The sequence below is a fragment of the Dictyobacter alpinus genome (genome assembly GCF_003967575.1).
Lineage (GTDB): Bacteria > Chloroflexota > Ktedonobacteria > Ktedonobacterales > Ktedonobacteraceae > Dictyobacter > Dictyobacter alpinus.
This window is the reverse complement of sequence record NZ_BIFT01000001.1, coordinates 1,692,354-1,717,141: the sequence shown is the minus strand read 5'-3', so window position 1 is coordinate 1,717,141 and position 24,788 is coordinate 1,692,354. Positions and strand designations below refer to the sequence as shown.

Here is a 24,788-nt window from a genome sequence, read left to right as displayed (position 1 = left end):
TGGATGATTCAACATCTCGAAGGAACGCAGCGCATAATGTATAGTCCTAAGAATCGCAATAACAAGATGCAGCAGGTAAGTCTGGCGTCGGTCAGGCCAGTGTTCGCAGCCAAACGGCGGCGGCAACTGCGCCCATTTTTCTTTCACATGGGTCCGGTCGCACTCTCGATTACCTGTGTGTTGCTGGTCGCATTAATGGCGGTCCTCTATCTGGCACAGGTGGGGCAGGCAGCGGTCGCCAATCAGCAACTGCAACAAATACGTAGCGAACAGGCAACCCTGCAACGCAAGAACCAGGACCTGACCCAGAGTATTGCCATTGAGCGTTCCCCGTTTTATATCGCCGATCAGGCCAAAAAAGCAGGCATGGTCCCGGCTGATCCTGCGCGGGTGAAGGTAATTAAAATTCCAGATTTGCAGCCCATACACGATCAAAATCAAGGTAAATAGAGCCATATGATGTTTGTCTGAATGAGGAGACGGTAGATGAGTACAGAATTACGCCGTGCACGCAATCGCCAGATGGTGATCTTTCTGCTGGTTTGCGCGGGCATGGTCGTCCTTTCGGGGAGACTCTACTACTGGCAAATCATCAATGGACCTCGCCTGGCTCAGGCGGCTAATGCTGAACATACACAATCCCAGACCGTTAATGCGCCACGCGGCCGTATCTATGATGCGTCCGGCCTGCTGCTCGCTACCAATGTTGTGCGTGATGATGTGTATATTGAGCCATCACAACTGGTCACCGATTATCCAGATACCTATCAGACTGAGCGTGAAAGCCTGATTCAGGAGTTGCATGGTGTGCTCAATAATCTGCCAATTGATAAGTTGAAGAACGCCTTTAATTCTTCTGTGCCGACCGTGCGGATTGCGGTCTCGATCACACCAGATCAGAGCCAGAAGTTGCGTGATCTACACCTGCCCTATACCTTTTTGGAGCCGCGTACCTGGCGCACCTATCCAGGTGGGAGCCTGGCCTCGCAGGTGATTGGGTACGTGCAGGAAGGGGCCGATGGCTCGTCCCCTAAAGGTATCTATGGCATTGAGAAAATGTATAACAAGCAGCTCTCAGGAACGGCTGGCAGCTTTGTCGCTGAGACAGATCTCAATGGTAATCCTTTAACCGTTGGTGCCAGTTCTGAACAAGATGCTGTGAATGGGGCTGATGTAACCCTGACGATCAATAGCACGATCCAATATAAAGTACAGCTTGCCCTGGAGGAACGCGTCAAGGAAATGGGAGCCGAGAGTGGTACCGCCGTTGTGCTCAATGCTCGCACGGGAGCCATTGTCGCCATGGCTGGCGCTCCTTCCTTTGATCCTAATAGTTATGGCAACTACGCGGCCAGTACAGGTTGTCGCGGCCAGCTTGAGGTCTATAGCAATCCCGCCCTTTATTGCGCCTATGAACCAGGGTCTACCATGAAAGCCATTACCATGGCCGCCGCGCTGGACCTGCATCTGATCAAGCCGACCGATACCATCCAGGATCCAGGCTACCTGACCTTTCAGGATGGGACACCAACAGTTTCGAATTGGCGCAATAAGGGCTATGGTACAGAATCTATGACGCAGGTGCTGGAACATTCCGCCAACGTTGGTGCCGCGTGGGTCGCGACCCAGAAGTTAGGTGCTAAAGGATTCTACCCATATCTGCACCAGTTTGGCTTTGGGCAGGCCACAGGCGTACTGCAACCCGAGGCGGCGGGCATGTATCGCACGCCGGATGCAAAGGATTGGTCACCCAGCGATCTGGCCCGTCAATCCTTTGGACAGAGCATTCTGGTTACGCCTCTGCAGGTGGCCTCCGCCTACCAGGCAATCGCCAATGATGGTGTCCAGATGAAGCCCTATCTTGTCTCCTCAATTCAAGGGAAAGAGCATACAACCGTAACTCAGCCGCAAGAGGAGCACAAGGTCATCAGTCCAGAGGCGGCTAAAACTCTGGGGCTGATGTTGGAGAGTGCGGCGAATGCGAATGATAATACGGTTCCAGGTTATCGCGCTGCTGTGAAGACCGGGACCTCAACGAATCAAAGTTTAGCCGACACGAATACCGACGCCTCGATGGCTGGTTTCCTGCCGGTTTCAAATCCGCAATTTGTTATTTTGGTGAAAATTGATCACCCAACAGCGACTATCTATGGAGGAAGTGCGGCTGGACCAACCTGGAGAGCTATCGCGCAACAATTGATGTGGCAATATAGTATTCCACCTGATAAAGCAAGTTAAGTAGCAGAAATCAGTAGTAGTCTGTCAAACATCATGGGATAGCAAGGCGGGGATGCAAGGGGCGGCGAGCCCCTTGCCTGTGGGATCGGGGCTGTGCCCCCGGCATTCCTTCCTCGCTCGGGTTCAAGGCGGGGATGCAAGGGGCGGCGAGCCCCTTGCCTGTGGGATCGGGGGCTGTGCCCCCGGCATCTCCCCTCCTCCCGCCCGCGTAGCGGGCGCACAACCTATCAACCGAAGTTTGGCAAACTAATAGATGCGCACGGTAGCTGGATAAAATTGTCCTGATCTGACATGTGGAAGTGGCTATGTGTAGGGAATATAGAGTGTTGAGAAGGTGTGAGAGATGAAAGAAAAAAAGAAACATTCACAGCAAGAGCAACCGGCGATCGAACAGACGGAACTGAGTGAAACCTGGCGGGAACTCTTAGGCCAGCGGGCCCCTGGTGGGCCGGAACAAGAGAAATCTGATCCGGAGGGGCAAAAAGGTACTGAATCTAGTATCCCAACCCTCGAAAGTGACCCCTGGAGTACGTTAATCCAGGCAAAGGGTGTTGAAATCGTAGATTTACACAAAGCCCGTTTGCAAATTAGCGCGCAAGAAGTCGAGCAGATGCTCCAGGTTATGCAAGAGCAATCCGCTCAGCAAGATGACGAGGGTTCATCGTCAAAGCAGCGCTAACTCGGGAACCTTGCTGGTTCTCAGTGTACTAGAAAATATGTTCTATGTCAAGGCCATAAGCTGTCAGGTTCAGGATTTTTCGCTCAAGAGAGATAAAGAAAAGAAGCTTCATGCCACAAGATAACATCAAGCGCGGAAAGCGAGCAGAGGAGAAACCTATGAGAGGTGCGCGGCGCAGTGAACTGGCTCCCCATACCTTTCGTTCTCCTGCCCTGGATGCGATGGAACAGAAGAACCAGGTACAGCCTGAGCAGAAGAGGAGCCGACGTGCGGCTTTGCCACCGCCCACCCATGGAGCGAAACTGGTAAAGCAGAGGGCGAGCCGGATGGCGCCCGCCCGGCGTGTCAAGATGAGCTATGCGGCAGAAGATCAGTTAGCCGATAGTAGCAGTATGCGCAAAAGTTTGCCGCGTATGAGGAGCAAGCCCTTAGCGATGGCGGACCCCCAGGCGCCTACTGTGGCGGATGAAGAAGATCTTACGCAGGGTATCCGTGATGAGCCGCTAGAGGTTTTAGCGGGCAGGCGAGGAGCATCAGGACGTACTTTTCTGCCTCGGCAGACGGCCGATCTATTACGTAAGCCGCCAGCCCGGCCCAGCACACCGCTGCAGGTGATCAGCGAGGAAGAGCAGAAGAAATTAGCCTCCCTGGAGATGCTCCTGCCACGCGTAGCCGGCAAGCCAGATCCGATTTTGTTAGTGTCCGTTCTGGCTCTGCTCTGTATTGGCTTGATCATGGTTTATAGTGCCAGTTCATTTGCATCTGCGCGCTACTTTGGAGATGCATCATACTACTTTCAAAAGCAGTTGCTTGGAGCAGTACTGGGTGTGGTGGTGATGCTGGTTACGATGAGAATTGATTATCGTATCTGGCGGCGTTTCTCGCTGCTGGGATTAGCCATCGGGCTACCTTTATTAGTCGCGGTCCTGTTTGTTGGTTCAAGCGCTTATGGTGCTTCGCGCTGGCTGGTCCTTGGGTCCTTTTTCTCATTTCAGCCCAGTGAGTTGATTAAACTGGTGCTAGCCCTGTATATTGCTGACTGGTTAGCGCGCAAAGGAAAGCAAGTAAGCACATTTTTATATGGGTTAACCCCCTTTGTGCTCTTAATTGGACTTGTCCTGGGTGTGGTCCTTTTGCAAAAAGATATGGGAACGGCCAGCGTGATCGCTGTCTTGACCACCGTCATGTTTTTTACCGCAGGTGCGAATATTCTGCAATTCTTACTGGCCATGGGCTGTGGTTTCTTAATCTTTTTGTCCCAGGCATTTAGCGGATATCGCTATTACCGTTTGATTGGTTTCCTTAATCCGTTTAAGTATACGACGGACATTAATTTGCAGCTTTATCAATCGTTGCTAGCGCTCGGATCCGGCGGCTGGCTTGGGGTTGGCCTGGGTGCAAGTCGGCAGAAGACCGGCTATCTACCCTTGCCCTATATTGACTCAATCTTTGCCATTATTGGAGAAGAGATGGGATATATTGGCTGTATGGTTGTGGTTGTTTTGTTTATGCTTCTGGCCTTTCGTGGATTTCGGCTGGCCCGACGTACGCAGGACGTGTATGGCGCATTACTGGCGACAGGTATTACCACCTGGATTGTGGTGCAGGCCATGATTAATATCGGCGCGACCACCGGCTCAATCCCGTATACGGGGGTCCCATTACCATTTATCAGCTTTGGCGGCACCTCACTGGTGATCTCGCTGGCAGGAATTGGCGTCTTGCTTAACATCTCGCGCTACACCCAGGAGCCGGAAGATCCTGCGCTTTCCCGGCAGACGATTACAAAAAGGCTACATACAAAAAGGTTGAAAAGGAAAGAAGCTTGATAAAGGACCGGATTGCCCGGTAGCATTTATCAGCTGTGGAACATATTTATGCGAATTCTTATCTCGGGTGGTGGAACAGGCGGCCATATCTATCCGGCCCTCGCTGTTGCGACCTACCTGCGCGATACATATAATGCGGAAATTCTTTATCTGGGCAGTGATGACGGCCTGGAGACGCAACTGGTGCCGGCCGCCGGTTTCCGTATGGAGACGATTAAGGCGGGTAAGCTTCAGCGTTACGTCTCGGTCAAGACTGTCAAGGGCATTGCGCGCGTACCAGTGGGTATGGTTCAGGCGTTGGGCATCGTACGCAAGTTCCGCCCGGACGCGACCTTTACCAGTGGCGGCTATGTAGCGGTACCCGCCGGGCTGGCCTCAAAGGTTAACGGTGTGCCACTCCTGCTGCATCAACAGGATGTGCCACCAAACTTATCGAATAAGTTAATCGGGCCACTGGCAAGTCGTATATCGATCGCCTTTGCCGCATCGCAGCAGTATTTTCCTGCGAACAAGACCCTGCTACTGGGCAATCCAATCCGGCAGGAGATCCTGGATGTGCGCCAGATCAGTGTACAAGAGGCACGCAAGCGCCTGGGACTTGATCCCGAGCTGCCTTTGCTCCTGGTAACGGGTGGCAGCCAGGGGGCGCGCCATTTGAATCAGGTGGTGGCACGAGCCTTGCCTGAGCTACTGCAGTTCTGCCAGGTTTTGCAGATCAGTGGACAGAAACTGTTTGCTGAGACACAGACGCTAGCTGAAAGTACTATGGCTGGCCTGGAAGAGAGCCTGCGTCAACGCTATCGTCTGGTCGCGTATCTGTCGGATGAGATGCCGCTGGCTCTACAGGCATCCGAGCTGGTTGTCTGCCGCGCCGGTGCCGCGACCCTGAGTGAGTTAGCCGTGTTGGAGAAGCCGAGCATTCTGGTGCCCTTGCCGCCCGCGCTGGGTAGTTCACCGCAAGAGTTAAACGCGGAAACGTTTAGCCGTGCACACGCCGCTGAGGTCATCCGTAATGATGCCCTGAAGCCGGGGTTATTGATCAGTCGTGTACAACATGATATAAACTCTGCTAGCTTGCTTGAAATGGCTCAGGCGCTCAAAGGCTTTGCCCGCCCTGATGCCACGCAGGATATTGCTGCAGCTGTTGTAGAGATGGCACAAAGTAAAGACACGCTTGCGCCAGCACACAAGGGGAGAAAGGTTTGAATACGTCACGCTTGCATTTTATGGGTATTGGAGGCCAGGGCATTTCGGCCGTTGCGCAGATGGCGCAGGCGGCTGGAGATATCGTCACAGGTTGTGATCAACGTGAATCCGCAACCGTGCGTGCTTTACGCGAGGCAGGGATTGCCATTCAGATAGGGCATAGTGCCGACCATCTTAGCGAGGTTGACACGCTCGTTATCAGTCCTGCCGTTCCTGCACTGGACCCTCAGAATCCCGAATTGCTGGCCGCTCGGCAGCGTGGCTTACGCGTTGTGACCTGGCAGGAAATTTTGGGAGAGTTGATGCTGGACAAATGCGTCCTCTCGGTGAGTGGTGTACATGGTAAAGGCACGACGACCGCGATGCTCTCGCTGATGCTCGTCGATGCCGGGCTGGATCCCACCTGTGAGATTGGGGCGGTAGTGCCACGCTTTGGCGCGAACTATCGCCTGGGAAACAGCGACTATTTTGTCAATGAGGCCGACGAGTTCAACCATAACTTCTGGCATTATCATCCACGACTGGTGATCGTGACCTCGATCGAGTTCGAGCATCCAGAGTTCTTCGCGGACTATGCCGCTTTCTTGGATGCTTTTGAGCACTTTATTCGTGGCATGGACATGGAGCGGGAATGGCCGTTGCCACCCACGGTTATCCTCAACGCGGATAGCCCTGGTTGCTGGGACCTACGGGCGCGCCTGCAGGATTGGCCTGGCCAGATCTTGACGTATTCTGTCGGCAATCATGCTGCGCCAGAGCAGGGTCCGGCCACTTTCGAGGCATATGACATTAAATTGGATGGCCAGACGAGTTTCCGTGTACGTTCCGGTCTGGAAACACTCCTGCCAGATGAGCAGGTTTTTAGCCTGCCATTGCCTGGTGCTTATAATATCGAGAATGCCCTGGCGGCATTGATTGCGGCCCATTTGCTCGGCGTAAAATCTGAGAGCATTGCTCAATCCCTGGCAGAGTTTCGTGGCACACGGCGGCGCTTTGATATCCGCCAGCAAGGCCCATTAAAGGTGCAGGAGCGGGTGCTGGATGTCACGCTGGTAGATGACTATGCCCATCATCCTACCGCCATTGCCGCGACCCTGGAGGCCACACGGCGCCGCTATCCGGGTCAGCGTATCATCGCGGTCTATCAGCCGCATATGTATAGTCGCACCAAAACCTTTTTTAACCAGTTCCTGCGAGCCTTCGATGCCGCGGATATCGTGATCATCGCCGACATTTTTCCGGCACGTGAGCGCGATACCGGCTTGATTCATTCCCGTGAACTGGTGGAAGGACTGGCCCGGCAGCCCGTTTTCGCGCAAGGCCGTGCCCAGGTATTGCATGGCGGAAGTGTCGCCGAGACCACCGCCCTGCTATCCGAGACCCTGCGATCCGGCGACATGGTCGTGATCATGGGTGCGGGAGATATTTACGTCGTCACAGAGAACTTACTCAAAAATACACAACAGGCCTAGAGGAAAAGACATGATATTTGATGCTGAGATAGCCTATAACGAACTGCTCGCCCGTTTCGGTAGCCGTGTGCGCCGTAACGAGCCATTAGCCCGCCACTGTACCTTTGGCGTCGGTGGTCCCGCTGATGTGTGGGTCTCAGTTGATAAACCTGAAGATCTTGTGGGCCTGGTCACTTTATGCTCGCAGCAGCGCTGGCCATTGTTGGTTACTGGCAATGGCACCAACGTCTTGTATGCGGATGCCGGTGTTCGAGGGGTAGTGGCGCGGGTCGCCATCAACACCTATACCATTGAGGAGCTTGATGCAGATCATGCCTTTTTGACGGTAGGGGCTGGTATCAGTTGGCCACGCATCATAAATGATCTCACACCTCTGGGATGGGGTGGACTGGAATTCGGCCCTGGCATACCGGGCACCTTAGGTGGTGGGGTAATCAGTAATGCGGGTGTCCATGGGCATGATCTGGGCCAGGTACTGGAGTGGGTCGATATTGTCGATGCGCGCCAGTGCGAGGAGGAGCCTGTTGACCCTACGGTCGTACGTTATCAGCACGATCAACTGGACCTTACATACCGGCATAGCCGTTTTCGGGCCCAGCGGCGCGTGCAGTTCAACGCCGAAGGAGATCCTATCGCCGCTCCACATAAAATGATCGAGCCAGCGGAGATTGTCATGCAACTGGGGATTCGCCTGCATCGAGAAGATCCGCAAAAGTTACGGGCCGCGATTGATGAACATAAACAATATCGCAAACGCACCCAACCACCGCAACAGAGTGCGGGCTCTGTCTTCAAAAATCCGCAAGGTGATTACTCGGGACGGCTCATCGAAGCCGTAGGTTTGAAGGGAACGATCCGGGGGGGAGCCCAGATTTCGGAGCGTCATGCCAATTTTATTGTCAATGTAGGTGGAGCACGCGCAAACGACGTTGCGACTTTAATCAAAGAAGCCCATCAGCGTGTCTATGACCGCTTTGGCGTTGATTTAGAGTTAGAGGTCGAATTACGCGGGGAGTGGAAGGCACTATGACATGACAGAGAGGAAAAAGCTACCGCCGCAACCAGCAACGCAGAGTTTTAATAAGCTTGAAAAAGTTTATACACCTCGTAAAAATGCGTTAAAGCAAGAGACTTCGCGCAGCACGCTGGTTTCTTCTCGTTCGTTGAAACGTGTAGTGACGATCCCAAAAGCAGATCCTTCGGCGGCATGGAATACGTTTGATCAGCGCCAGGTCCAGTTGCGTCAGGTGCGCTCTCGACCACAAAAACCGGTCAAGCTGGTTCCACGCACTCTGGTACAGACAGGTTTTCGCGCCACCAATGGTCGTATCCAGGCGACCCGGCGTCCATTGCCTTATAAATCATCGATTCCCAGGCGCAGTGGTCAGCGGGCCGCCCGACGTGGACTCTTCTGGAAGATCTGCGCTACCCTGGCCGCGATTATCTGTATTGTGGCCGCGATCAATTTCGCCCTGAGTAGTGATTACTTTCGGCTTAAGCAGGTCAATGTTGTGGGCACCCAGAACGCAGCCTTGATGCAAAGTATTCAGCATATGGGTATGCAAGGGCAGAATATCTTTCTGATCGATACAACTGACATGCAGGAGCGTATTCAAGCTTCGCCCCTGGTGGCGACGGTTGAAATGAGAAAGCAATTTCCCGATCAACTGAACGTCATCATCAAAGAACGTAAGCCTGTTGTGCTCTGGCAGAATGAACAAGGCATTTTTAGTGTTGACAAGCAAGGCATGATCATCGCGCCGGTGAGCGAGACAGCGGAAAGTCCTCAGCTTGGGACCGTTGTTGATCTCACCGGTCAGCATAATTTGTCCGCAAGTACAAAAACTGTGCCGTCATTGCGTCCTGGAACGTATTTAAAGAACATCGATAGTGTATTTGCAAGTAATGTTTGGCAGCAAGTTCCTAAAGTCGCAGGTATAGATACGTTCAAACTGTATTACGATGGTACAATATATGCTAGTACTACCAGTCCCACAGGTGGAATGGAAGGTAGTAAGGGATCATATATCATAGAAAGTCCGGAAGGTTGGAAAGCGTATCTGGGAAGTTCTCATGATACGAACTCGCTGGACAATCGACTTAAAGAATTAAATGAGATTGTAAAGCTTGCACGTCAGCAGCAAATGAATATTGCCACCATTGATTTACGTTATGGCCTGCGACCAGTGTTTACTTTACAAAAGTAAGATCGTGAATAATATCCATGACAGGTCTCAATTATCGTATTCGTAGTGCGTCTCAAAAGTGTACCGCCCAATAGGAGCGTAGATCGTGCAAGAGCGGGTGATTGTCGGTATCGACGTCGGAACAACAAAAATCTGTGTCCTGGTCGGCGAACTGGATCGTGACGGGAAGCTGAATATTGTTGGCGTTGGCACCTGCCCTTCACAGGGGTTGCGCCGTGGGGTGGTGGTGAACATTGAAGAGACCGTCACTTCAATTGCAGCGGCGCTTGATCGTGCTGAACGCTTATCAGGTAAGAAAATTACCTCTGCGTATGTTGGGATTGCCGGGAGCCATATTACCTCAGAGAACAGCAAGGGCTTTGTCGCTATCTCCCCGAAGAATCGGGATATTGAACAGAACGACATTAGCCGTGCCTTCGAGGTTGCCCGCGCAATTGCCATTCCCGCGAACCGTGAATTGATTCATGTTATCCCGCGGGGTTATGTCGTCGATGGACAAGAGGGCATCAAGAATCCAATTGGTATGTCCGGTTTCCGCCTGGAAGTCGAGGCGCATATCATCACGGGTTCCGTGTCTTCTATGCACAACTTAATTAAATGCGTTCATAAAGCGCATGTTGAGATTGAAGACCTTGTCCTGGAGCCTCTGGCCTCAGGGGACGCCGTGTTAGAAGAAGGCGAGACCGATCTGGGGGTTGCCCTGGTGGATATTGGCGGGGGCACCACCGATGTCGCGGTCTATACCGATGGAGCCATCTGGCATACCATCGTACTACCGGTTGGTGGGAACCTGATCACCAGCGATATCGCCATCGGCCTGCGTCTTCCGGTCGGAGTGGCAGAGGAACTGAAAATTACCTATGGCCATTGTGATCCGTCAACTATAGATGAAGACGATATGATTGATCTGTCACAATTCATGCCGGATTGCGATGATCTGGTGCCACGCAAACTCCTGGCGGAAATCATCCAGGCGCGTGTGGACGAGATCTTTAGCATGGTGCATGAAGAGATCAAAAAATCTGGCTATGATGGCTTATTGCCTGCCGGCATCGTGATTACAGGCGGCACAGCCGAGCTACCTGGTATTTTAGAACTGGCGGGCCAGATTCTAGATCTACCGGCTCGTATTGGATCTCCATTAGGTCTGCATGGTTTATCTGACTCTATTAATCGGCCAGCTTTTTCGACGGCGGTTGGCTTATTGCTCTGGGGATTGAGTAATACCTCACTCCTCATGGAAGAAGAAGAGCCCCTCGAGGCAGACATTGATAGTAATCTTGTTTCTCGGTTTGGGCGCTGGCTACGTGCATTTATTCCTTAAGCGATGGGACTCATTTTATAGGCGAACAGCCGCATAAGGAAAAGATCAGTACTGCAACAAAACGCTCGTCGTTCGTTGTACACATTAAGAGGTGTTCATCTATAAAGGAGAAACTCGAAAGGGGGCCACGAAGGAAATGTTACCAATGGGAAATCATCAACTTGAAGGCTTCGCCCAAATCCGCGTGATCGGTGTTGGGGGAGGTGGCAGCAATGCGGTAAACCGCATGATACAGGCCGGTATGACGGGCATCGAATTTATTGCGATTAATACAGATGCCCAGGCCTTGCTGCTCACAGAGGCACCGCATCGCATCCGTATAGGCGATAAGCTGACACGTGGCCTTGGCGCAGGCGGCAACCCTGGCGTGGGTATGAAGGCCGCAGAGGAGAATGCGGAAGATATCTATGAGGCCCTGAAGGGGTCTGATATGGTGTTTATTACAGCTGGCATGGGTGGTGGCACCGGCACTGGCGCGAGCCCGGTTGTGGCACAGATTGCGCGCGAGGTTGGTGCGTTAACGGTCGGGGTAGTCACCCGTCCCTTTACCTTTGAGGGCAAGAAGCGCTTGCTCTCAGCTGAAGAAGGTATCAACAATCTGAAGCAGCATGTTGATACCCTGATTACAGTGCCCAATGATCGTTTGTTGCAGGTCGCTGATAAGCGCACCCCGCTGGCAGACGCCTTCCGGTTAGCCGACGATGTCCTGCGTCAAGGTATCCAGGGTATCAGTGATCTGATTACCGTACCTGGATTAATCAACCTGGACTTTGCGGACGTCAAAACAATTATGTCGGCCGCCGGTTCCGCCTTGATGGCAATTGGTGAGGCCACCGGCGAGAGTCGCGCGATTGATGCCGCCCACATCGCTATCTCCAGTCCTTTACTGGATATCGATATCAGTGGGGCTCGTGGTGTGCTCTTTAACATCACCGGCGGCATGGACATGACCCTGTTTGAAGTTAACGAGGCAGCCGACATTATCAGTCAGGCCGCCCATCCAGAGGCCAACATCATCTTTGGTGCGGTACAGGATGCAAATTACGAAGGCAAAGTCAAAATTACGGTTATTGCAACCGGTTTTGATCAGTCACCGCCGGCCCGTTCAATGACCGGTGTCCACACTTTTAATGATAACAAGCGGCCAGAGTATGATCGAGATCGTCTCTATACCGTTTCTAACTCGGCGGGACGACCTTCTAGCAATGCTCCATTGCGTCAAAGGCCATCCCAGGGTTATCAGCCACCTGTCACACCATCATTGCAGCAGGTAGATAACCATCCAACCGGGCCAATGCCACCTATCCAGCGTAGTCAGCAACCAGCGCAGCGCAATCCTGTAGCGAAGTCAGAGTCGGCATCAAATCCTTCACTGCCACCCTACGGTTCGAGCCCTGAGCATCCTGTAAGGCCACGTGTACCCGGTTCAGGCTATACACCGGCCCCGCCATCGGTACCAATGGTTAACAGTGGCAACCTTGATAGCGACGAAGACGACATGGAGATGTTAGATCAAGACGTACCAACGCCAGACATGGACATCCTGCCAACGCCAGAAATGGAAGACAAAGCCGTACGTCCACGCGTCGGTGGTCAACCACATCGGCATGTCCGACGTCTAGACCGAGGAGCCGCCTCCGAACTCTCGCGCGGCAACCGCAACACACCATCCGGTGACGTCATCGACATCCCAGCATTCCTACGCAAACGCTAACCAATAAAGCTCTCGAACAACTTATGTATGATAGAGTGCAAAAAGAATGTTGAATTGACATAGTGCCAAACACTTAATTGACAAAGCACAAAAATGTTGAATTAACATAGTGCCAAACACTTAATTGACAAAGCACAAGAATGTTGAATTGACATAGTGCCAAACACTTAATTGACAAGGCACAAAAATAGTAATTAAAATGGTGCAAAATTGTGCGCAGCACAATTTTGCACCATTTTAATTACTATGTAAGTCCCCTTCAGGGGACGAGTGTGGCCACTAACACCATCAAATAAACAGATAAAAAGAGGCGGGTCGCCCATCAAAAGCAACCCGCCATCTTTATAACCAAAGAGATATCACAGCAAACCCAGACTAAGCATTACGAGTCTTACCCAGATTACCAGGAATCTCCTTATTCAAACCGATATGGTTTACAACCACACGCACACCAGGAATACCAACAACCTCTCGCTCCAGCGTATACTTCATACTAGTCTTAGGCACATCCCCATAAAGATGCAAGATGTAATTCTCTACCAGCATAGAAATATTCTGAGCCCCATCCAGCTTCCCCTGAGACCTCAAATTCTCGACACGCGTATAAGCAGCATTCAAAATGGTATCTTCCGCCACAATGAAGTTACGCACACTTGCAACGCCAGGAATCTGACTGAGCTCACCCTCAAGGCGCTCAAGCTGGGCCTCCAGCTCAACCTTACCATAAAGCGCAAGCACAACACCTTCGGGTGTCTCATTTTCGATTTCGACTTTAACAGGATGAGTGCTGAAGGTCGTACTACCCACGGTAACAATCTGCTCTGCCCTGGCCCGAGCCTGATCCAATACCTCATGTGCAGGTAGTGAGACCAGCGGCTTCCGCACAGCAATCTCATCATGGGAAGTAGCCATGGGATCTTCCAGGGCCCAGCCTAAAATACCCCAGATTACAAATATGGCAGCGACAAGTGTCAGCCAGGGGGCGTCAGGGATAAACAACAGACCGGCCACGGCAACCAGTATGGCGATACTTAATAAAAATGGCCACATACTGGGTCCTGGCATATGGATATGGTGTTCGGCCTCTTCCGCATCCTGATATGACTCAAGGGACGTATCTATGTCGTCCACTGCGAGATTTGTTTTTTGAAGAGATGTTTCCATACGCTCTCGCTCTCCTCCGCGAATGGTTTACAATTAGCGAGGACTCTTTCTTTATTAGAATAATAGTAGTCCTGTACATTTAAGCATACCAAATATAAGAAGTTCGTGCAACTCTCTTTTTTTCTGTGCAGTGTTCTCCCATTTCCCCTCCTGCCGCCTGCGGCGGCAAAGGGGGGAAGAAAAGATTGTGTGGGGACACCCCACTCCCCGGCAGGAGGACTGGCCGTCCTCCTGCACCTCCTGCCCTAAAAATTTTGTTTTATGTAATGACGGTGTAGTTAAAAGTGTGCATTGCACACTTTTAACTACACCGTCATTACATAAAACAATTATTGTCAAACTGTTATTTTTCTTTTAGTAGTTGTTGTAGGTTGGCGGCCATCTGTGCGGGCTTGAAGTCGTCGCCCATGTATACGCGCTCTTTGCCTTGTTTGTCGATGACATAGAGGGCTGTGCTGTGATTGACTTTCTGTTGTTGTTGTTGGGCATAGATACTATAGCTGGACCAGATGGGAGAAAGTTCTTTCTGGGTGCCGGTCAGGAAGTGCCAGTAATCTTGCATGTTATGCGCGGTCGAAAACTTGAGCGCTTCAGCGGTGGTGTCCCGTTTAGGATCTGTACTGACTGCCAGGATGGCGACATTTTTAGCATCGCCACCGAGTTTTTGCAGGCTGGCATGCAGGTTTTCGGCCGTTAAGGGGCAGACATCAGGACAGTGGGTATAGAGAAAAGTAACCACCACTGGCTTACCACGGAACTGTGATAGCGAGACTGTCTTGCCATACTGGTCTGTGAGCTGAAAATTGGGGGCCGGTGTGCCGCCCAGATCAGTTCCTTGCAGGCCAGATGTGCTGGCAGTTGTATTACTGACAGGCTGGGAATGACTGCTCTGCTTTTGTTGAATAACGGTAACAATAATGACGACCAGAACCGCTAACGTTATGACAGATAACCGTGAAGCAAGTCGCCAACTCATACGCATACTCATAATATTTTGATCCTGGTATCTAGAAAAGGACTCGGTCTACGACCATGATTGCGAAGATGGCAGCCAGGTAGCAGTTGGAGTACCAGAAGATTGTGCGTGCCCAGTTCTTTGTATGGTCGGTCAGTAAGCGGATCGACATGTAGATAAGGATGCCGCCCAGGATGGTTGCGCCGATCAGATAAAGGTAGCTCATGGTGTGCATCAGGAAGAGCATCATGGTCACGGCAAATAATAAGAGGGAGTAGAAAAAGATCTGGCGGCGTGTCTCGGCTTCGCCTAATACTACTGGCATCATTGGTACATGAGCCTTCTCGTAGTCCTTTTTGATCAGGAGTGAGAGGGCCCAGAAATGGGGTGGCGTCCAGTAAAAGATAATAGCAAACAGCCAGATGGCAGCCAGTGAGAGGCTATTGGTTGCGGCAGCCCAGCCAACCAGGACCGGTACGGAGCCAGCGGCACCACCAATAACGATATTCTGGGCGCTGGTACGTTTCAGGCCCATGGTGTACACAAATACATAGAACAAGATCGCGCCCATTGCCAGGGCCGCGCTGAGTAGATTTACGAGCAGGGCCAGGATCACGAACGAAGCGACCCCTAAGCCAACGCCAAAGATCAATGCCTGCACAGGCTGAACCCGGCCGGATGGCAATGAGCGGCGCTGCGTGCGACCCATAATCTGGTCGATATCGCGATCAATATAACAGTTAATGGCATTCGCGCTGCCAGCGGCCATCGCGCCACCGACCAACGTCGCCAGGACTAATCCCAGGTTGGGCAGGCCACGACCGGCAATCGCCATGGCGGCTACAGTCGTACCCAGCAATAGAACCGTCACGTGTGGCTTCATCAAATTGATGTAAGCAGAAAGAGTCTGACGAAAAGGATGGACCTCTTTTGGCTCTTCAAGCTCACTATGGCTTAATACCTTCATGCACAAGCTCCCTTAGTCTATAAAGTTTGACGATCCCTATTGTCGGCCTCATTCCTGATACTACCCTTGCAACCAGTTTCTCTTACCTTACAATCGCCTGAACATTTCAGTTTTGTGGTGGTAATGACATGTGTTGCGACGTGCGGCTGTACGCTATCGCACACATCTTTACTTGTCGCCCCTTCGTTGTCCTGCTATAGTATGTAGGAAGATTTCTATAAACCTTATGTTCATGAGCCGCGCATGGGACCTTTCACCTGCACCTGATTAACAATGCTACCAATTATGTAACAGTGGTTGATGCAGAAATGACATATTCGTGCAATTCTGGCAGTAACTAGATAAAACAGGTTGTGAGAGCGCCTTATGGCGCGAGACTGACTCACCATCCTTCGAGAGGAAGGGCGGAGAGGCAATACATTCAATGTAATCGAATCCTGGTCGTCATGTTGGCGAACAGTGGCACCTCTCCCCGCGTAACGGCAGGGCTTGCCCCTGCCCCAGTAACGCGTACGACCAGGCACAAACTAGAGGCTGGACAAGCTTCGCCATGTTCGTCTCAAGATGACTACGTGTTTGAAGGACGTTTCTTACGTGAACTGGGGCAGGGGCAAGCCCTGCCGTTACGTGGGGAGAGCGGCTCAATTGACTTCTGGAGCCAGGAGTAAAAGGGACTTCTTCGTTCAGGCTCTTGTAAGGTTCATTTTTTTAATTGCAAGTTTTGTGTTAGGCTCCATCGCTACACTACAAAGTACAGTGGAAAAATGTCGCCAAAACAAGACATCATCGTCCATCGTCAATCAATTTTTTAGGAGAGATTTAGACGTGAGGATGCCGGTATTTAAAAGGACACAGCGCTGGATGGCTTTACTCGGCTGTCTGCTATTGTCCTCTATTCTATTCGCCGCATGCGGTGAAAACTCACCCTCTATCTTAAATACTGCGGGGCCAGTGGCTGAGAGTGAGAGCGGTCTATTCTGGATTATCCTGTGGATCGCGGTCGTCATCTTTATCCTGGTCGAGGGTATATTGATCTACTCTATTGCTCGTTACCGCGAGCGCCCGGGGATGCCAAATCCTTTCCAGCGCCACGGTAATATGACCTTAGAGCTGATCTGGACTGTTATTCCGACGCTTGTCCTCTTTGTGATCCTTTTCTTCACCATTCGTGGTCTTTTAGAGGTTGCACCAGAGAATGAGCCTGCCGCAACAGCCGCCCAGCCAAGGATGGCGGTTACCGCGGTTGGTCACCAGTGGTGGTGGGAATTCCATTATCCGAATTACAATGTGACAACGGCCGATGTCTTAGAGGTTCCGGTTGGAACAACTATTAGTGTTGACCTGTTCTCAAACAATGTAATTCACAGTTTCTGGGTTCCGGCTCTGACGGGTAAGACAGACCTGGTGCCTGGTCACGATAACAAAAAGTGGTTTGTGGCTGATAAAGAGGGAACCTACATGGGTATCTGTGCCGAGTATTGTGGCACACAGCACGCGAACATGCGCTTCGAGGTCAAGGTTGTATCGAAAGATGCCTTTAAATCCTGGATGTCGACGCAACAGCAGGCTGCCGCTACCCCAAATGAGGATCTGGCCAAGAAGGGTGAAGATCTGTTTAAAAATCAGTGCGCCTCTTGCCATGGTATCGTGGGTGTGAACGTCAAGCAATACTATGACACAAAGGCACAATGTACGGATGCTCCTGGTGGTAAGGCTAATGGGACGCCAGAATGTCTGATTGGACCAAACCTGACCCACTTTGGATCTCGTAACTTGATTGCAGGTGGTGTATTGGATAATAACACTGCGCAGTGTGATCCCAATAATCCTAATCTGCTCAAAGATTGTAATCTGGCGAAATGGTTAAAAGATCCTCAGGGCATTAAACCCGGGAATGATATGGCCATTGGTGCACTCACCAACGAACAGATTCAACAGCTGGTTGCTTATCTTGAAGGTTTGAAATAACCTGCCTTGCCCTATTGCTCTTCGTTGAGAGCTAGACACTGGAGGATTTGCGCATGGCAACTCGCACCATCGGTGAACACACAACTGCGACAACAACAACGGGTGTGCGCCGAAAGCGTTTTAGCGAAAGCTATATTGGTGAGTGGATAACGACGACCGACCACAAGCAACTCGGTCTGATGTATCTGATCACTGGTTTCTTTTTCTTTGTAGTGGGCGGTATGGAAGCGCTCCTGATCCGCACACAGCTGGCCTTGCCGAATGGTAAAGTTCTGTCCCCTGAGGTATATAACCAGATCTTTACTATGCACGGCACGACCATGATCTTCTTGTTCGTTATTCCGGTACTCTCGGGATTTGGTAACTATATTGTGCCGCTGATGCTTGGTGCGCGCGATATGGCCTATCCACGTATGAATGCCTTTGGTTTCTGGCTGTTACTCCTTGGTGGCATCTTCATGCAATCCAGCTTCCTGATTGGTCAGGCACCAAATGGTGGTTGGTTTATGTATGCGCCATTGAGTGAGTTAGTGGCCGGTCATGCCTATGAGGCGACCCCGCATATGAATGCCGATTTCTGGCTGCTGGGTACAACCTTGCTGGGTATTTCATCGATCACTGGTTCGCTCAACTTTGTGGTTACTATCTTCAAGCTGCGCGCTCCTGGTATGAGCATTAACCGTATGCCGCTGTTCTCATGGATGATCCTGGTGATGTCCTTCCTGCTGCTGTTCGCACTGCCCAGCCTGACTGTGGCTAGCGTACTCTTGCTGCTGGACCGCCACATGGGCAGCCATTTCTATCAGTATGGTAACGGTGGTGATCCGCTACTCTGGCAACACTTATTCTGGTCATTTGGACACCCCGAGGTGTACATCCTGATTCTACCAGCCTTCGGTATTATCTCTGAAGTTCTGCCGGTCTTCTCGCGCAAGCCAATCTTCGGTTATACCTTCATCGCCTGGTCTGGTGTGGCCATTGGTTTCTTGAGCTTTACCGTGTGGGCCCACCACATGTTTGCGGTCGGTCTGCCTTCGGTTGCTCAGGCCTTCTTTGCGACCAGCACAACGCTGATCGCTATTCCAACGGCGGTAAAAATCTTTAACTGGCTGGCGACCATTTTCGGTGGTAAGATCCGACTCAATGCTCCGATGCTCTTTGCATTGGGCTTTATCGCCATGTTCTTGATCGGTGGTCTGAATGGTGCTGCCCTGGCGGTTGTGCCCTTCGATTATCAGATCACAGACAGTTACTTTGTGGTGGCCCACATCCACTATGTACTCTTCGGTGGTACAGCGCTGGCCGTCTTTGCGGGTATCTACTACTGGTTCCCCAAATTCACCGGCAAATTGATGGATGATCGCCTGGGTAAATGGCACTTCTGGGTAACCTTCATTGGTTTGAACCTGACCTTCTTCCCCATGCACATCATGGGAATCCTGGGCATGCCTCGCCGTGTATACACCTATCCTGGCAACCTGGGTTGGAATGATTTGAACCTGATGGCTTCAGTTGGCGCTTTGATCATCGGTATTGGCGTGATCCTGTTCATGCTCAACATCATCAAGAGCTTGAAACAAGGCCAGGCCGCCGGCGACGATCCATGGGATGCCTTTACACTGGAATGGGATACCACATCTCCTCCGAAGAAATACAACTTCCTGGAGATTCCGGTTGTACGCAGCCGTCGTCCTTTCTATGACAAAAAGTATCCAGAGCATGCTGACTGGAAATCTGTCGTTGAACATTAATGCTAAATGACCGATCCACTCCTGGTGGAACAAGACTAGTAGAGGTATAAGGTGTCTCAAGAACAAAAAGACCGCGTAGAGCAGTCGGTGCAGGCTGAGGAGAACGATGGAAACGTCGCCCCTCTTAGCGGCACACCAGCCCCGGACTCTGCGCCAGTTGAACAAGAGCCGGCGGAAGCAACGGGGACCGCTACGACTACGACGGAGGGGCAGACAACACGTGGTACAACCGCTAAGAAGCGCACCAGGGCCAGAGGCCGTCTGGTCAACGCTGAAGAGGTCATGCCACGACCAAGTATCTGGCCGCTAGGCATGGCGATTTCAATTGCCATTGCCCTGTTTGGTGTTATTGCTGGTCCAATTGTACTTGTGATCGGTGCCGTCCTCTTACTTGTCTGTTGCCTGGGTTGGATTTTGGAGCGTCGCTAAAGATGAGTGGCTCGCGCTGCGAGCCTCATCTTTGTAGAGTTAGGGAGTTACTTGTATGAGTACTGCTCATGGCGAGCAGGTAAGGATTCTGGAAGAGCATGGCCAGGAGAGTGGACGTAGCCTCAACTGGTGGGGCATGGTTTTCTTCATTGCCTCAGAAGCTCTGATCTTTGCCAACCTGATCGCCGCTTTCCTCTATCTGGAAATCCGTAATGGCGGTGTGGGCTGGAAGCTCGAAGGTCCCATCCTTTTGCCGATCATAGCAACCGCAATTCTGTTATCTAGTAGCTACTTTGTGCATATGGCAGGTTCCGGTATTCGCAAAGGCAATCGGAGAAATCTGATCATCGGCCTGATAGGTACAATCCTATTGGGTGCGACCTTTCTGGGCTTTCAAGCGTATGAGTACACCAACCTGATCGTGAACGAGCACATGACGATCTCATCGAGCATTTTCGGCTCCGCATTCTTTACGTTGACGGGCTTCCATGGTCTGCACGTAACGATCGGTGCGATCTTCCTGCTGGTGGTGCTGGTACGCACTCTGCGTGGCCATTTCACCAAGGAAAATCACTTCGCCGTTGAGGCTGCCGAGATGTACTGGCACTTCGTTGACGTGGTCTGGGTCTTCGTGTTTACGCTCGTTTACCTGGTACCATTGCTGCGCTAAGTCTATCTTCCGGATAGAGGTGTATACTGAAGGGTTTTTTATCGTCCTCAGGATGATAAAAAACCCTTCACATTATTCTTACCCGTTTTTTGTATCCCTGGCTTCTTTATTATCGTGTTAAAAAGACACAATATGTTACAATAGAGCAAGCAAGCCAGCCTTCCCCGTATATCGTCTTGTTTTGGAGCCAGAAAGGGCGTAGTATGAAAGATGCAATGCACAGTGGAGAACCTGCCGTTGTGGTTCAGCACGGTGATATGCGGAAGCGAAAAAATTCGGCACCTCAATACTGTTCGATCTGCACCAGTCGCATCTGGTTAGATCCGGTGGAGATGGTGGAGCCGGAAGGTGTGCCTGAACCTCGTCTCTCATGGGTATTATGTAAATCCTGCCATCAGTTCTTACAGACTGAGATGGGGCGCTCCCCGGTGCGCTCGCCTTTGCGTTTACGCATCGCGATGGGCATGGTCGCAGCCGAACGCTGGCCGCATGCCTATTCTACCCGTGTACGCGAATATGTCAATGATCGGCGTTGGATTGTCTTTATTGCCGGTTCCCTCATCCTTGCGATGCTCCTGCACCTCATGCTAATTGTGATGATCGCGGGCCTCAATTAAATGCCTGACTATCCGCATACCAAAAGTACGTCTTGAATATCTTGTTTCCAGGCCGCTAAATCGTCTTGCCAGGCTCCTTTACCGCCACTGGTTGAGTTGTACGTGGTTGACTCTTTTTGCTAGAATATGAAATAGCCAGCTACATATCATCATTAGGCGGGAAAGGGTTGTTTTGGATGTCCTCCTTCACTGAACAAAATCACGATAAAAATCCTGGTAGTTTGTGGATTGCGGAAAACGCGCTGCCACTTGCGCAAGACTCTGTGAGTGGCACGGAGCGCATCCCGGCAGGATTTACCCGTGAGTATCAAGTACTTGCCGAAATGTGCGCGAGTATGAGCAGTGGCTTTATGCTACTCAATGCGCACGAACGTGTCACCTATTCAAATGAAAGCGCATTACGCCTCCTGCGAGTCGCGGGCTCTGATTCCGCCAGCTTGCAGTATTTTGATGTGCACAAACATCTCCTTTCACTGGCTTCAGATCCACAACAGGCCCAGCCCGAACTGGATCAGGTCTGGCAGCATCTGGACCAGGAATATTCCGCCGATCTTTCACTGGCCGATGCGGCCGCTAACTGGCTACGCGTACGTAGTTTTCCGGTGCGCAATGAGCAAGGTATCTTACTCGGTCGTGGCGTCCTGCTCGACGATGTGACGCTGGAACGCTCAACCTCAGATTCGCGTGCCGAGACATTGATGATGGCGGCCCATGAGTTTAAGACGCCGCTGGCTATCATCAAAGGCTGTGCCACCACCTTACTGGGAGGCTCGGCCCGCTGGGATCCCGCGATGCAGCGTGAGATGTTGCAGATGATCGATGCTCAGTCTGACCGCCTGTATGATGTGTTGAATACGCTGCTGGATGTCTGGCGCTTTGATGCGGGCACCCAGCCATTACGGCTCTCACAGGTGCAACTGGCCGAACTCTTGCTACAACTGGTCAAGCGCTGGCAAAACCAGGCCCCGAACCATAGTTTTGTCTTGGATCTGCCCGAGGGGATTCCTGCCGTTACCTGCGACGCCTTGCGTATCGAGCAGGTCCTGAACCATCTGCTCAACAACGCGGTTACCTATTCGGCGGCCGGCAAAATCGTGCGCCTCATGCTGGATTCCAATGATGAAGAGGTACGCATTAGTGTCACCGATGAAGGCGTGGGTATCGCATCCGAGCACCTGGATCGTATTTTTGATCGCTTCTATCGTATCGAACACGCCAATAAGGCCCACACCTTTGGACCTGAGCGCCGTGATCAGGGTAGTACCGGCCATCAGACTGGGAGCGGCCTGGGACTCTCTTCCGCTCGTGCGACGATCGAGGCGCATCATGGACGCATCTGGGCCGACTCGGCTGGCCCTGGCCAGGGCTCAACCTTTTCATTTACCTTGCCGCTAACCGTGCGCCGGGTACAGCCTCAAACCGCTGTACTGGATGAGCCGGAGGCAGCCCCGGTACAGCAGCGCAAGTCACGTCTCTCGCCCTTAAATCAAGGACGCTATATCCGTGTCCTGCTGGCTGAGAATGACGCTCGTCTGGCCCGCTATATTCGTGCCAACCTTGAAGAACAGCAATACCGTGTTCAGGTTGTCAGCCATGGCATCCAATTTCTGCGTCAACTTAACCTAGAGGAGCCGGACATCATTCTGCTCTCGACGCGACTGGCGGACATGAGTGGGGTTGAACTGCTGCAACGCATGCGCGAATTCTCCAATGCACCGGTCATGATGCTCTGCGAAGCCTGCGAAGAAGATGAGCGCGTCCAACTGCTGGATCTCGGTGGAGATGACCTGGTCCTCAAGCCCTTTGGCATGAAAGAACTGCTGGCCCGTGTGCGCGCCATCCTGCGCCGCCAGGCTCCACCCTCTGAACATACCCAGAACCAAACCATCTTCAGTACCGGCGCATTAAGCATTGATTATGCGCAGCATCTGGTAACCGTACGCGGCAACACCGTCCAACTCAGCCGCACCGAATATAAACTTTTAAGTACCCTGGCCCAGAATGTAGGCATGGTGGTGACCCATGAGTTGCTGCTTGAGAAAGTCTGGGGACCTGAATATAATCGCGACATTGATTTCATCTGGGTCTATATCAGCCGCTTGCGCCGTAAAATCGAAGCCAATTCGCGTCGCCCTGAATATATCCTGACAGTACCTGACGTTGGCTATAAATTGGCGCGCTTGTAAATTCAACGAACATCTTCTATACTTACAAAATATTCAGGTCATTGTAAGGGCATCTCTTAGAGAAGCAAAGATATTGTAATGTAAACCTCGTATGCTTAAAGCAGTGAAGCAATCCAACTTATCTGATTGACTTTGTAGCGATCGAGGTGCATATATGTCGCAAGGGCAGAAATCATCAGCTGCAACGGTACTCGTGCTGGAAGCTGACCCTTTAATGCGTCGCTTGATTACCCTTGGTTTACGCCATCGCGGTTTAAAGGTAATCGAGGCGACATCTTTAGCCACTATTTCTTCAACCGATCTACCGTCCCTGGACCTGCTTATCCTGGACGTTGATGACGGTGTGACCTGTGATTGGACGCTATTGTCCGCGGTACAGTCCCACTCAGAACTCTCGACTCTGCCCTCAGTGGTCCTCTCCTGGGATTCTCCCCGAGCGGAGCAGCATGAGGTACTCACGGCAAGCACGCAAAGCGTCAATGTGAGCAAACCATTTGACGCCCGTGCACTACACGCAGGCGTTGATCAACTCTTGCTGGCACGTACACGTGAGCAAAGCGAACGGCTAGCCGAAGCTGAGGCAATCCTGCTGGCCTCCTACCGCAAAGACAGCCCACCCAGCATCTGGCCCGCCATAACCGCCGCAGGCGTCTTCCTGGCCCTCATAGGACTGGTCTGGCAGTTCGCCCTCGTCCTGATAGGTCTCGCCATCCTCATCATCGGACTCCTACTCTGGACGATCGGCTCTTCTCACCCCCAGGTCGAAAAGGCCCCCGAGATCGCTTTTAGCGTCGGCAAATAAACGCCCCTACACATCCAGGCATCCTTCCCAACGTACTGGCAGGGCTCGTCCCTGCGACCAGCACCACGTACGACCACGAACACGTTAGAGGCTGACGCATTCATACATGTCAGCCTCAGGTTTGTGTATGGTCGTACGTAAACTGGGGCAGCCGCAAGGGCGTGCCGTTACACGGAAGAGCCAACCCCGGTCGTTTTGAAGGCACCGATCAGAGTGCACGGTGCTCATGATCGTAAACAGGGACATTGACGTCTCCTCGCCCCACGAACAGGTAGCCTTTAAAAATGTAAAATGCCATTATTTGCAATTGTAAGGACTTTAGGAGACGTTATTCTTGATGTAATGGATAAATGGTGATGAGGATATTTTAAAAGCCTCAGAAATCGATCGTAGCGCTGTTTAGAGCTTGCTGCGGAAGTCATCAGGCAACATCAGGTTATAAAAGGCCTTGTGTGGCTGCGATGCCTACGCGATATACGCTTTGTCTGCTGACTGAGCTCAACAACTTAAGACATTTAAGAACTTAGACGCTAGAGACATTGGCAGAAATGTTTTAAGTTGCTGAGCTGAAGTCCTGGTGATAGGTGGAAAAAGAGGGAGCATCAATCGC

Annotated in this window: 20 protein-coding genes and 1 pseudogene; 18 read left to right on the top strand and 3 right to left on the bottom strand. The window is 51.8% G+C overall.

Annotated features, from left to right (window positions below):
- The first annotated feature begins 36 nt into the window (after positions 1 to 36).
- The 10 genes and pseudogenes from EL633_RS06760 to ftsZ form a co-directional block, all read left to right on the top strand.
- Positions 37 to 450 (top strand): septum formation initiator family protein, encoded by a 414-nt coding sequence (locus EL633_RS06760; protein WP_126626452.1) that lies wholly within the window; start codon positions 37 to 39, stop codon positions 448 to 450.
- A 36-nt stretch (positions 451 to 486) separates the two neighbouring features.
- Positions 487 to 2,238 (top strand): peptidoglycan D,D-transpeptidase FtsI family protein, encoded by a 1,752-nt coding sequence (locus EL633_RS06755; RefSeq protein ID WP_126626451.1) that lies wholly within the window; start codon positions 487 to 489, stop codon positions 2,236 to 2,238.
- Positions 2,239 to 2,581: 343 nt separating this feature from the next.
- Positions 2,582 to 2,917: a hypothetical protein gene (locus EL633_RS06750; protein ID WP_126626450.1), complete on the top strand. Its 336-nt coding sequence runs from the start codon at positions 2,582 to 2,584 to the stop codon at positions 2,915 to 2,917.
- 110 nt (positions 2,918 to 3,027) lie between these two features.
- Positions 3,028 to 4,746: a putative lipid II flippase FtsW gene (gene ftsW, locus EL633_RS06745; RefSeq protein ID WP_126626449.1), complete on the top strand. Its 1,719-nt coding sequence runs from the start codon at positions 3,028 to 3,030 to the stop codon at positions 4,744 to 4,746.
- Positions 4,747 to 4,794: 48 nt separating this feature from the next.
- The gene (gene murG, locus EL633_RS06740) at positions 4,795 to 5,952 is read left to right on the top strand and encodes an undecaprenyldiphospho-muramoylpentapeptide beta-N-acetylglucosaminyltransferase (RefSeq protein WP_126626448.1); all 1,158 of its coding nucleotides are present in this window, start codon (positions 4,795 to 4,797) and stop codon (positions 5,950 to 5,952) included.
- On the top strand, positions 5,949 to 7,424 hold the full coding sequence (gene murC, locus EL633_RS06735) for a UDP-N-acetylmuramate--L-alanine ligase (RefSeq protein ID WP_126626447.1): 1,476 nt from the start codon (positions 5,949 to 5,951) through the stop codon (positions 7,422 to 7,424). Before murG ends, murC begins: the two co-directional genes overlap by 4 nt.
- A gap of 10 nt (positions 7,425 to 7,434) precedes the next feature.
- Positions 7,435 to 8,454, top strand: coding sequence for a UDP-N-acetylmuramate dehydrogenase (gene murB / locus EL633_RS06730; RefSeq protein ID WP_126626446.1), 1,020 nt, complete (start codon positions 7,435 to 7,437; stop codon positions 8,452 to 8,454).
- A gap of 1 nt (position 8,455) precedes the next feature.
- Complete coding sequence (locus tag EL633_RS06725; RefSeq protein WP_126626445.1) at positions 8,456 to 9,631, top strand: cell division protein FtsQ/DivIB; 1,176 nt, start codon at positions 8,456 to 8,458, stop codon at positions 9,629 to 9,631.
- An 85-nt stretch (positions 9,632 to 9,716) separates the two neighbouring features.
- The gene (ftsA, locus tag EL633_RS06720) at positions 9,717 to 10,955 is read left to right on the top strand and encodes a cell division protein FtsA (RefSeq protein WP_126626444.1); all 1,239 of its coding nucleotides are present in this window, start codon (positions 9,717 to 9,719) and stop codon (positions 10,953 to 10,955) included.
- Between the two features lie 145 nt (positions 10,956 to 11,100).
- A pseudogene (gene ftsZ, locus EL633_RS38100) lies at positions 11,101 to 12,060 on the top strand (cell division protein FtsZ); the annotation flags it as partial.
- Between the two features lie 984 nt (positions 12,061 to 13,044).
- Here ftsZ and EL633_RS06710 read toward each other — a convergent pair.
- The 3 genes from EL633_RS06710 to EL633_RS06700 form a co-directional block, all read right to left on the bottom strand.
- Positions 13,045 to 13,833 carry a BON domain-containing protein gene (locus EL633_RS06710; protein ID WP_126626442.1) on the bottom strand — a complete coding sequence of 263 codons (789 nt, stop codon included), beginning with the start codon at positions 13,831 to 13,833 and terminating at the stop codon, positions 13,045 to 13,047.
- Between the two features lie 343 nt (positions 13,834 to 14,176).
- Positions 14,177 to 14,821 (bottom strand): SCO family protein, encoded by a 645-nt coding sequence (locus EL633_RS06705; RefSeq protein WP_126626441.1) that lies wholly within the window; start codon positions 14,819 to 14,821, stop codon positions 14,177 to 14,179.
- Positions 14,822 to 14,840: 19 nt separating this feature from the next.
- Positions 14,841 to 15,755, bottom strand: coding sequence for a heme o synthase (locus EL633_RS06700; protein WP_126626440.1), 915 nt, complete (start codon positions 15,753 to 15,755; stop codon positions 14,841 to 14,843).
- A 446-nt stretch (positions 15,756 to 16,201) separates the two neighbouring features.
- Between EL633_RS06700 and EL633_RS36500 the strand changes: the two genes are divergently transcribed.
- The 8 genes from EL633_RS36500 to EL633_RS06665 all read left to right on the top strand — a co-directional run bounded on the left by EL633_RS36500 (position 16,202) and on the right by EL633_RS06665 (position 24,178).
- On the top strand, positions 16,202 to 16,423 hold the full coding sequence (locus EL633_RS36500; protein WP_161982001.1) for a hypothetical protein: 222 nt from the start codon (positions 16,202 to 16,204) through the stop codon (positions 16,421 to 16,423).
- Positions 16,424 to 16,616: 193 nt separating this feature from the next.
- Positions 16,617 to 17,723, top strand: coding sequence for a cytochrome c oxidase subunit II (gene coxB, locus EL633_RS06695; protein WP_161982000.1), 1,107 nt, complete (start codon positions 16,617 to 16,619; stop codon positions 17,721 to 17,723).
- 53 nt (positions 17,724 to 17,776) lie between these two features.
- Positions 17,777 to 19,474, top strand: a complete 1,698-nt coding sequence (gene ctaD / locus EL633_RS06690) for a cytochrome c oxidase subunit I (RefSeq protein ID WP_126626438.1) — start codon at positions 17,777 to 17,779, stop codon at positions 19,472 to 19,474.
- Positions 19,475 to 19,525: 51 nt separating this feature from the next.
- Positions 19,526 to 19,903 carry an aa3-type cytochrome oxidase subunit IV gene (locus EL633_RS06685; protein ID WP_126626437.1) on the top strand — a complete coding sequence of 126 codons (378 nt, stop codon included), beginning with the start codon at positions 19,526 to 19,528 and terminating at the stop codon, positions 19,901 to 19,903.
- 55 nt (positions 19,904 to 19,958) lie between these two features.
- Positions 19,959 to 20,573, top strand: a complete 615-nt coding sequence (locus EL633_RS06680) for a cytochrome c oxidase subunit 3 (protein WP_126626436.1) — start codon at positions 19,959 to 19,961, stop codon at positions 20,571 to 20,573.
- Positions 20,574 to 20,776: 203 nt separating this feature from the next.
- The gene (locus tag EL633_RS06675; protein WP_126626435.1) at positions 20,777 to 21,190 is read left to right on the top strand and encodes a hypothetical protein; all 414 of its coding nucleotides are present in this window, start codon (positions 20,777 to 20,779) and stop codon (positions 21,188 to 21,190) included.
- A gap of 176 nt (positions 21,191 to 21,366) precedes the next feature.
- A complete protein-coding gene (locus tag EL633_RS06670) occupies positions 21,367 to 23,376 on the top strand; it encodes an ATP-binding response regulator (protein ID WP_126626434.1) in 2,010 nt (669 codons plus the stop codon).
- A gap of 154 nt (positions 23,377 to 23,530) precedes the next feature.
- Positions 23,531 to 24,178 carry a response regulator gene (locus EL633_RS06665; RefSeq protein WP_126626433.1) on the top strand — a complete coding sequence of 216 codons (648 nt, stop codon included), beginning with the start codon at positions 23,531 to 23,533 and terminating at the stop codon, positions 24,176 to 24,178.
- Positions 24,179 to 24,788 lie beyond the last annotated feature (610 nt).